Raw genomic sequence first — 8867 nt, forward strand, 5'->3', positions numbered from 1 at the left:
GGGGCGCGGGCCGACCTGCGCGTGCTGGGCCGGCAGCTGCGGCCGCACACCGGCGCCCTCGCGGTGGCCGGTGTCCTGGGTCTGGCCAACGCCGCCGCCGCGCTCGCCCAGCCGCTGCTCGTGCGCGAGGTCATCGGCTCCATCGAGGCCGCCTCGTCGGTCCTCACCCCGGCGGTGTGGCTCGTCGTCGCGCTCGTCGTGGCGGCGGTCCTGTCCGGGATCCAGTCCTACGTGCTCCAGCGGACCGGCGAGGCCGTGGTCCTGCGCACCCGCCGCCGGCTCGTCGACCGGCTGCTGCGGCTGCCTGTCGCCGAGCTCGACCGCCGGAGCAGCGGCGACCTCATCTCCCGGGTAGGGGCGGACACCACGCTGCTGCGCTCGGTGGTCACCAGCGGGCTCGTCGACCTCGCCTCCGGCGTCGTCATCATCGTCGGCGCGCTCGTCGCCATGGCCGTCGTCGACCCGCTCCTGCTGGGCGTCACGGTCACGGCCGTCGTCGTGGGCATGCTCGGGGCGCTGCTCGTCGTCCGCCGGGTCAGGTCGGCGTCGCTGGCCGCGCAGACCGCCGTCGGGGTCATGACGGCAGGCGTCGACCGGTCGCTCGGCGGCGTCCGCACCATCCGCGCGGCCGGCGCCGAGGAGCGGGAGTCCGAGACCGTCGGCGCGTCCGCGACCGGGGCGTTCGTCGCGGGGCTCCGGCTGGCCCGGCTGCAGGCCGTCCTCGGGCCGGTCGCCTCCATCGCGGTGCAGGGGGCGTTCCTCGCGGTGCTCGGCGTGGGCGGGGTGCGCGTCGCCTCCGGGCAGGTCACGGTGGGCGACCTCGTCGCGTTCGTCCTCCTGCTGTTCCTGCTCGTGCAGCCGCTGGCGCAGGGCATCTCGGCGTTCGCCGCGATCCAGACCGGCCTCGGCGCGCTCGCCCGGATCGAGGAGGTGCTCGCGCTGCCCGAGGAGTCCGGCGCCGACGTGGTGCGGGTGCGGGGCGCGCTCGGGCACGCGCCGGTCGAGGTGCGCCTGGAGGGCGTCTCGTTCTCCTACCCCGACCCTGACAGCGCGGACGGCCTGGGTGCCCCGGTGCTGGTCGGCACCACGTTCACGGCCCCGGCCGGGCGCCGGACGGCGATCGTCGGCCCCTCCGGAGCCGGCAAGTCGACCGTCCTCGCCCTGGTCGAGCGGTTCTACGACACCGACGCCGGTGCCGTGGTCGTCGGCGGGCACGACGTCCGCGACCTCGACCGCCGCGAGCTGCGCGCCGCGACGGCGTACGTGGAGCAGGACGCCCCGGCGCTGGCCGGCACCATCCGCGACAACCTGCTGCTCGGGCGGCCCTCCGCCGACGACGACGAGCTGCGGGCGGTGCTCGCGCAGGTCAACCTGTCCGACCTGCTCCTGCGCGGCGACCGCGGCCTGGACACCCAGGTCGGCGACGACGGCATCCTGCTGTCCGGCGGCCAGCGCCAGCGCCTGGCGATCGCCCGCGCGCTGCTCGCCCGGCCCGCGCTGCTGCTGCTCGACGAGCCGACGTCGAGCCTGGACGCCCGCAACGAGCAGGCGCTCGCCGACGCGGTCGCCGCCATCGGCCCGGACACCACCGTGCTCGTCATCGCCCACCGGCTGTCGACCGTGGTGGACGCCGACCGGATCGTCGTCATGGACGGCGGGGCGGTCGTCGCCGAGGGCACCCACCGCGAGCTGGTCGACAGCTCTCCGCTGTACCGGGACCTGGCGGCCCGGCAGCTGCTCGTCTGAGGGCTGCCGGGCGGTCCCTCACGGAGCGTGCGGCGCGGGCGGCTGCTGCCCGGTCGGGCCCGGACCCGGCACCTGGTCGGCCGTGTCGTGGTCGGCCGGCGCCTCGCCGGCCGACCCCCCGTCGGTCGTCGCCTCGTCGGTCGCGGACTGGTCGGTCGCGGCGTGGTCGGTCGGGGACGGCACGGGGGCCGGCAGCAGCACCCGGAAGGTCGCGCCGCCGCCGGGGGTGTCGTCCACCTCGACCCGTCCGCCGTGCCCGGCCACGACGGCCGCCACGATCGACAGCCCCAGACCCGTGCCGCCGGTGCCGCGGTGGCGGGAGGCGTCCAGGCGGGAGAACCGGTCGAACACGCGGGCACGCTCCTGCACCGGGATGCCGGGGCCGTGGTCGCGGACCTCGAGCACCGCGGCCGGGCCGGGGGCCGTACCGACCGCGAGCTCGACCGGGGTGCCGCGGGGGGTGTGCCGGACGGCGTTGCCCACGAGGTTGGTGATCACCTGGCGGAGGCGGTCCGGGTCGCCGACCACGTGGACGGGCGCGACGCCGCTGCCGTCGAGCGCGCGCACCGTCACCCGGCGGGTCGGGTCGAGGGCGCGCACGTCGCCGCCGGCGTCCAGCGCGAGCACCGCCAGGTCGACGTCGGTGCGCTGCACGGGGCGCTGCTCGTCGAGCTTGGCCAGGAGCAGCAGGTCGTCGACGAGGACGCCCAGGCGCCGGGCCTCGGCCTCGATCCGGGCGAACGTGGGCGCGACCTCGTCCTGCGGCACGGCGCCCTGCCGGTGCAGCTCGGCGAACCCGCGGATGCTCGCCAGCGGCGTCCGCAGCTCGTGCGAGGCGTCGGCGACGAAGCGCCGCATCCGGTCCTGGCTGGCCTCGCGCTGGCGGATGCTGTCCTCGATCCGGGCGAGCATGCCGTTGAGCGCGCCGGTGAGCCGGCCGACCTCGGTGTCCTGGCCGCCCTCGGGCACGCGCGCCGACAGCTCGCCCCGGGCGATCGCGACGGCCGTGTGCTCCACCGCGGTGAGCGGGCGCAACGACCGGCGCACGGCCACCCCGCCGAGCAGGGCGGCCACCGCGACGACCGCGCTGCCGATGACGAGGGTGACGACGCTGAGGCGCTTGGTGGCGTCGTCGGCGTCGAGGGGGAGCGCGACCGACACCGACGCGTCGCCGCTGTCGGTCGGTAGCGACACCACCCGCCAGCGCCCGACGCCCTGCTGCGAGCCCACCGTGAAGGGCTCGCTGCCCCGGGCGGCGGCCTCGCTGCTCGACAGCTCCGGGACGGCGGGCATGCCCCCGCGGCTGCGGACGACCGGCCGCACCTCGACCGTCGTGTCGCGGGACTCCACGAAGACCACGACGACGTACTCGCTGGGGATGTCGGCGACCAGTGAGACCCGGCGCCCCTCCTGGACGGGTCCGGCCAGCTCGTCGGCGGTCGCCTGCGCAAGGGTCAGCGCCGTGGCCCTGAGCTGGGCGTCGACCCGCTCGACGAGCTGGCGGCGCTCCTCGACGACCAGGGCGGCGCCGACGACCATGGTCGCCACCGTCACCGCGAGCACGACGATGAGGACGAGCCGCAGCTCCAGGCTGACCCCGGAGCCGGGCCGAGCCCCCTGGGGCGGGGCGGGCGGGACCGGGGCGGTGCCGCCGGGCTCAGGCATCGGGCGGCAGGCGCAGCACGTACCCGACGCCCCGCTTGGTGTGGATGAGCGGCGGCAGGTCGGCGTCGATCTTGCGGCGCAGGTACGAGATGTAGGACTCGACGATCGCGCCGTCGCCGCCGAAGTCGTAGTCCCACACGTGGTCGAGGATCTGTGCCTTGGACAGCACCCGGTTGGGGTTGAGCAGCAGGTAGCGCAGCAGCTTGAACTCCGTCGGCGACAGGTCGACGACCCGCCCCGCCCGCCGGACCTCGTGGGCGTCCTCGTCGAGCTCGAGGTCGTGGAAGGCCAGCACGCTGGTGGAGTCGTCGTCGACCGCGCCGGTGCGCCGCAGCACCGCCCGGATCCGGGCGACGACCTCCTCCAGGCTGAAGGGTTTAGTGACGTAGTCGTCGCCGCCGACCGTGAGCCCGGTGACCTTGTCCTCGACGTCGTCGCGCGCGGTGAGGAAGAGCACGGGGACGTCACGGCCGCGCTCGCGCAGCCGGCGGGTCACCTCGAAGCCGTCCATGTCCGGCATCATCACGTCGAGCACGACCAGGTGCGGCCGGTGCTTCTCCGCCTGCGCCAGCGCGGTGATGCCGTCCGCGGCGGTGGCGACGTCGTAGCCCGCGAACCGGAGCGACGCGCTCAGCAGGTCGCGGATCGACGGCTCGTCGTCCACGACGAGCAGGCGCGGGGCGGGGCTGGCTGCGGTCACACCCGGACAATGTCGCGCCAGCCTGGGAAGTTCCTGGACGCGGGCCGTAGGCGGGTGCCGTGCGCCCGTCCGAGGTGGGGCGCGCACCCGCGTACGGACCGTCGTCCTCCACAGGCGCGCCCTCGACCTCTCGCGGCACGCACCGCGCCGGGCAGGGTGCGGGGGTGGACCTCAGGGTGCTGGCAGCGGAGCAGGACGGGGTGCTGACAGCCGCGCAGCTGCGGGACTGCCGCGTCAGCCGTGCCGTCGAACGTGGCCATGTCGACGCGGGCCGGTGGCTGCGGGTGCGCCGTGGGGTGGTGCTCGTCGACCCTGCGAGGGCGGGGTCGAACCCCGGCTGGGTGGCTGCCCGTGCGGTGGCGCTCGCCTGCCCGGACGCCGTGGTGGCCGGGCGGACAGCGGCGCGCCTGCACGGGATGGACGGGGTCCCGGACGGACCGGAGGAGGTGGTCGTCGCCGCGGGCAGGCCGCTGCGCCCGCGCCCGGACCTCGTCGCCCACCGGCTCCGCCTGGAGCCTCGCGAGGTCGTGACGCTGCGGGGCATCCAGGTGACGACGCCGGCCCGCACCCTGGTCGACCTGGTGCTGCGCGCGGACCGGCCGGCGGCGCTGGCCATGCTCGACGCGGCGCTCCGGCGAGGGCTGGTCGCGGAGACGGACCTGCCCGCGCTCCGCACGGCCTGCACCCACCGGCCGGGAGGTGCGGCAGTCCGTGACCTGTGGGACCTGGCCGACGGTCGTGCGGAGTCGGTGCTCGAGAGCCGGGTCCGCCTGCGCTGCGTCGATGCAGGGCTCGTGCCTGACAAGCTGCAGCTCGTCGTGCGCGACGACCACGGGGCAGTCGTCGGGCGGGCCGACCTCGCCTACCGGCTGCCGGGCGGGGCCGGCTGGCTCCTCGTGGAGGCGGACGGGGCCGGGGTGCACGGATCACCGGACGCGCTGCACCGCGACCGGACCCGGGCCAACGCGTTGACCGCGCGCGGCCACCTGCTGCTGCGCTTCACCTGGCGCGACACGCTCGACCCCTTCACCATCCCGCAGGCCGTCCGCGCCGCCCTGCGCGCCGCCGCCCGAGGGAACGAGCCTCGGCTCGGCGCTGCGGGTGGCTCGGAGTGAGTCGTTGTGGTGGCTGGGACAGCGGTTCTGGGCCGCCCGCGGCTCGGAGTGAGTCGTTGTGGTGGCTGGGACAGCGGTTCTGGGCCGCCCGCGGCTCGGAGTGAGTCCTTGTGGTGGCTGTTCGGCCGGTTCTGGGTCGCTTGTGGCTCGGAGTGAGTCGTTATGGTCGTCGGCCGGGCGGATCTTGGTCATACGCGGCTCGAAGTGAGTCATTGTGGTCGCGAGGCGGCGGGTCTGGGTCGCTGGGGGCTCGGAGTGAGCCGTTCCTGGCGCCCGCCCCCTCACCGCGCCAAGGCCCAGGCCACGCCCAGCAGCACGACGGACAGCACGAGGCGGGCCAGGTCGGCGCGGGCGAGGCGGCGGTGCAGGCGCGGGCGGTCGGCGGCCGCGGCGCGGAGGACGGCCTCGTGGGCGGGGACCGCGGCCAGGGCGGTGACGGCGAAGGTGGCCAGCACGAGCCCGAGCGCCGCGAGCGACCACGGTGATGGGTCGACGGCCGCCATCCCGACGGAGGCGACGGCGAGCAGGCCGTACACCGGGGCGACGGCGACGCTCATCCGCCGCATGTGGTCCTGGTGCCCGGCGAGCCCGTCGTCGGAGCCGGACACCCGGGCCAGCGCCGGGTAGACGACGAGGTGGACGACGGTCTCGAGGCCCGTGTGGGCCGCGGCCGCGACGAGCAGCAGCTGCGCCCACCAGGCGGCGTCAGGCACTGCTCAGCCGTCCGCGGCCGGCGCGGTCAGTCGAGCGCGGCCGCGACGTCCGCGGCGCCGCCGGCCAGGTCGTCGGCGTCCACGATCCGGTAGGCGTAGCCCTGCTCGGCGAGGAAGCGCTGCCGGTGCTGGGCGAACTCCTGGTCCTGGGTGTCGCGGGCGACGACGGCGTAGAACCGGGCGGTGCGGCCGTCGGCCTTGGGGCGCAGGACGCGGCCGAGCCGCTGGGCCTCCTCCTGCCGGGAGCCGAACGCGCCGGACACCTGGATGGCCACGGCCGCCTCGGGCAGGTCGATGGAGAAGTTGGCGACCTTGCTCACCACGAGCGTCGTGATCTCGCCGGAGCGGAACGCGTCGAACAGCCGCTGGCGCTCCTTGACCGTCGTCTCGCCCTTGATGAGCGGGGCGCCGATCCGCGCGGAGATGTCGTCGAGCTGGTCGATGAACTGCCCGATGACCAGCGTCGGCTCGCCGCGGTGCTTCTCGACGAGCTGCTCGACGACCTTGGTCTTCTGCTCCGAGGTCGCGCACAGCCGGTAGCGCTCGTCGGGCTCGGCGACCGCGTAGACCAGCCGCTCGTCCTCGGGCAGGGTCACCCGCACCTCGACGCAGTCCGCCGGCGCGATGTAGCCCTGGTTCTCGATGTCCTTCCAGGGCGCGTCGAAGCGCTTGGGCCCGATGAGGGAGAACACGTCGCCCTCGCGGCCGTCCTCGCGCACCAGCGTGGCGGTGAGGCCCAGGCGGCGGCGGGCCTGCAGGTCGGCGGTCATCCGGAAGATCGGCGCGGGGAGCAGGTGGACCTCGTCGTAGATCACCAGGCCCCAGTCGCGGGCGTCGAACAGCTCCAGGTGCGGGTACGTGCCCTTCCGCCGGGTCGTCATCACCTGGTAGGTGGCGATGGTGACGGGGCGGATCTCCTTGCGCTGGCCGGAGTACTCGCCGATCTCGTCCTCGGTGAGCGTGGTGCGGCGGACGAGCTCGTCCTTCCACTGCCTCGCCGAGACGGTGTTGGTGACGAGGATGAGGGTCGTCGCCTGGGCGCGGGCCATCGCGCCGGCACCGACCAGGGTCTTGCCGGCGCCGCAGGGGAGCACGACCACGCCGGAGCCGCCGTGCCAGAAGCCGTCGACGGCCTCGGCCTGGTACGGGCGCAGGTCCCAGGCGACGCCGCCGTCGGAGTCGTGGCGGTCGAGGTCCATGGCGTGCGCCTCGCCGTCGACGTAGCCCGCGAGGTCCTCGGCCGGCCAGCCGAGCTTGAGCAGGACCTGCTTGATGTTGCCGCGCTCGCTCGGGTGCACGACGACGGTGTCGACGGCCACCCGGGCCCCGACGAGCGGGATGACCTTCTTGCTGCGCAGCACCTCCTCCAGCACCGGCTGGTCGAGGGCGGTGAGGACGAGGCCGTGCTCCTCGTGCTTGGACAGCTGCAGCCGGCCGTAGCGGGACATCGTCTCGGCGACGTCCACGAGCAGGGCGTTCGGCACCGCGTAGCGAGAGTACGTGAGCAGGGAGTCGACGACCTGCTCGGCATCGACCCCGGCCGCGCGGGCGTTCCACAGCCCGAGCGGGGTGAGGCGGTAGGTGTGGACGTGCTCCGGGGCCCGCTCCAGCTCCGCGAACGGCGCGATCGCCCGCCGGCACGCCGGTGCGTCGGGGTGGTCGACCTCGAGCAGCAGGGTCCGGTCGGACTGGACGATCAGGGGGCCATCGGTCACGTAGGTCAGAACCCGCTGCCGAGGCCCGCTGTTCCGAGACCCAGGACGATGATGAACACCACGTAGCCGATGATCAGCAGCAGCCAGAAGGCGAACCCCACCGCGAGCAGGATCCACGACCAGCGGACGAAGGACCGGGCGCCCTGGACGTCGTCCCGGGTCTTGCCGATGGCGACCGCGGCGAGGATGACGCCGACGATCGACAGCAGGTTGCCGCACAGGAAGATCGCGACGCCGTTGAGGACCGTCCAGAGGATCGCGCTCGACCGGACCTTCTCGGCCTCGGGCGACAGCGGCGGCGGGCCGTAGGCGTAGGGCTGCGGGGTCGACGTGTACTGCGCGCTCTGCCCGTAGCCCTGCCCGTAGGGCTGCTGCTGGCCGTACGGGTGGGACACGCCCGGCTGGCCGTAGCCCTGCTCGGGAGCGGCGTAGGGAGAGCCGGCGGAGGGGGAGCCGGCGTAGCCGGAGGCGTCCGAGGGCGGGGCGGGCTGCGACGCGCCCGGCTTGGTGAGCGGGACCCGGGACGGGGACCCGGTGCCGTACGGGTCGTCCGAGGAGGAGGACGACGGGGCGGCCGGCGGCTGCGCGGGCGGGTACGGCGCGGCCGGCGGGTACGCGGCGGGGGTGGCGTCGCCGCCCACGGCGCTCGAGCCGGCGCGCCCGGAGCCGGCCGACGCAGGGGTCTGGCCCGGGTCGTCCCAGGAGAAGCCGCCGAGGACGGAGTCCTGGGAGTCGGAGGCGCGCGAGGCCCCGGCGTCGTCCTGCGGGCGGTCGTCGTGGTCGCTCATCGTCGTCCTCTCCTCGGGCGGGCGGACGGCTCTGGCCGGCGGCCCTCGTGGGCGGTCATCCTTCCACCTCGGGCACGACGGCCACGCCGGTGACCCGGTGCACGGAGAAGGTGCGGGGACCGGTCCGGCCCGCCTCGACGGCGGTCAGGCGGCCGCCGGCCAGGGTGAGCGGGTCGAGCAGGCGCCGGGTCGTGCGGCCGGTCTCGTCGACGTAGCCGACCCACACCGGGCGCCGCGCGCTGACGGCGTCGCGGAGCACCTCCAGGCTCACCCGGGGGTCCAGGTAGGGCAGCTCGACGCTGCCCGGGCGGGGCCCGGACTCGGCCAGCCGCCACCGGCCGACCGCCTCGGCGAGCTCGTCGTCCGACGGCGGGCGGGGTGCGGTCACCGCCACCGGGCGGCGCCGGCGCGCGGCCGCGCGTCGG

General features: G+C 75.5%; 8 protein-coding genes. 2 read left to right on the forward strand and 6 right to left on the reverse strand.

Features of this window, described 5'->3' with window-relative positions; genetic code table 11:
* The coding region (locus WCS02_RS14345; protein ID WP_340294389.1) for an ABC transporter ATP-binding protein at nt 1-1746 on the forward strand (1746 nt) is incomplete at its 5' end.
* Between the two features lie 18 nt (nt 1747-1764).
* Here WCS02_RS14345 and WCS02_RS14350 read toward each other — a convergent pair.
* Complete coding sequence (locus tag WCS02_RS14350; protein WP_340294391.1) at nt 1765-3411, reverse strand: sensor histidine kinase; 1647 nt, start codon at nt 3409-3411, stop codon at nt 1765-1767.
* A complete protein-coding gene (locus WCS02_RS14355) occupies nt 3404-4111 on the reverse strand; it encodes a response regulator transcription factor (protein WP_340294393.1) in 708 nt (235 codons plus the stop codon). The genes WCS02_RS14350 and WCS02_RS14355 overlap by 8 nt, the downstream gene beginning before the upstream one ends.
* A 164-nt stretch (nt 4112-4275) precedes the next feature.
* On the opposite strand from WCS02_RS14355, the gene WCS02_RS14360 reads away from it, so the two are divergent.
* Nucleotides 4276-5226, forward strand: a complete 951-nt coding sequence (locus tag WCS02_RS14360) for a hypothetical protein (protein WP_340294395.1) — start codon at nt 4276-4278, stop codon at nt 5224-5226.
* Nucleotides 5227-5507: 281 nt separating this feature from the next.
* Here the strand turns inward: WCS02_RS14360 and WCS02_RS14365 are convergent, their stop codons facing one another.
* The 4 genes from WCS02_RS14365 to WCS02_RS14380 form a co-directional block, all read right to left on the reverse strand.
* Entirely contained in the window at nt 5508-5939 is a 432-nt protein-coding gene (locus WCS02_RS14365) for a hypothetical protein (RefSeq protein WP_340294397.1), read from the reverse strand.
* Nucleotides 5940-5965: 26 nt separating this feature from the next.
* Entirely contained in the window at nt 5966-7654 is a 1689-nt protein-coding gene (locus tag WCS02_RS14370; RefSeq protein ID WP_340294399.1) for a DNA repair helicase XPB, read from the reverse strand.
* A 5-nt stretch (nt 7655-7659) separates the two neighbouring features.
* The gene (locus tag WCS02_RS14375; protein WP_340294401.1) at nt 7660-8442 is read right to left on the reverse strand and encodes a hypothetical protein; all 783 of its coding nucleotides are present in this window, start codon (nt 8440-8442) and stop codon (nt 7660-7662) included.
* Between the two features lie 55 nt (nt 8443-8497).
* Nucleotides 8498-8867, reverse strand: a 370-nt coding sequence (locus tag WCS02_RS14380) for a WYL domain-containing protein (protein WP_340294403.1), incomplete at its 5' end; no start/stop codon positions are given.

Origin of the sequence: Aquipuribacter hungaricus (genome assembly GCF_037860755.1) — a bacterium.
Classification (GTDB): Bacteria; Actinomycetota; Actinomycetes; order Actinomycetales; family JBBAYJ01; genus Aquipuribacter; species Aquipuribacter hungaricus.

Bases quoted from the DNA above. Each gene is read 5' to 3' on its own strand.
- WCS02_RS14350 (WP_340294391.1), bottom strand. From the start codon at position 3,411: ATGCCTGAGCCCGGCGGCACCGCCCCGGTCCCGCCCGCCCCGCCCCAG.
- WCS02_RS14375 (WP_340294401.1), bottom strand. From the start codon at position 8,442: ATGAGCGACCACGACGACCGCCCGCAGGACGACGCCGGGGCCTCGCGC.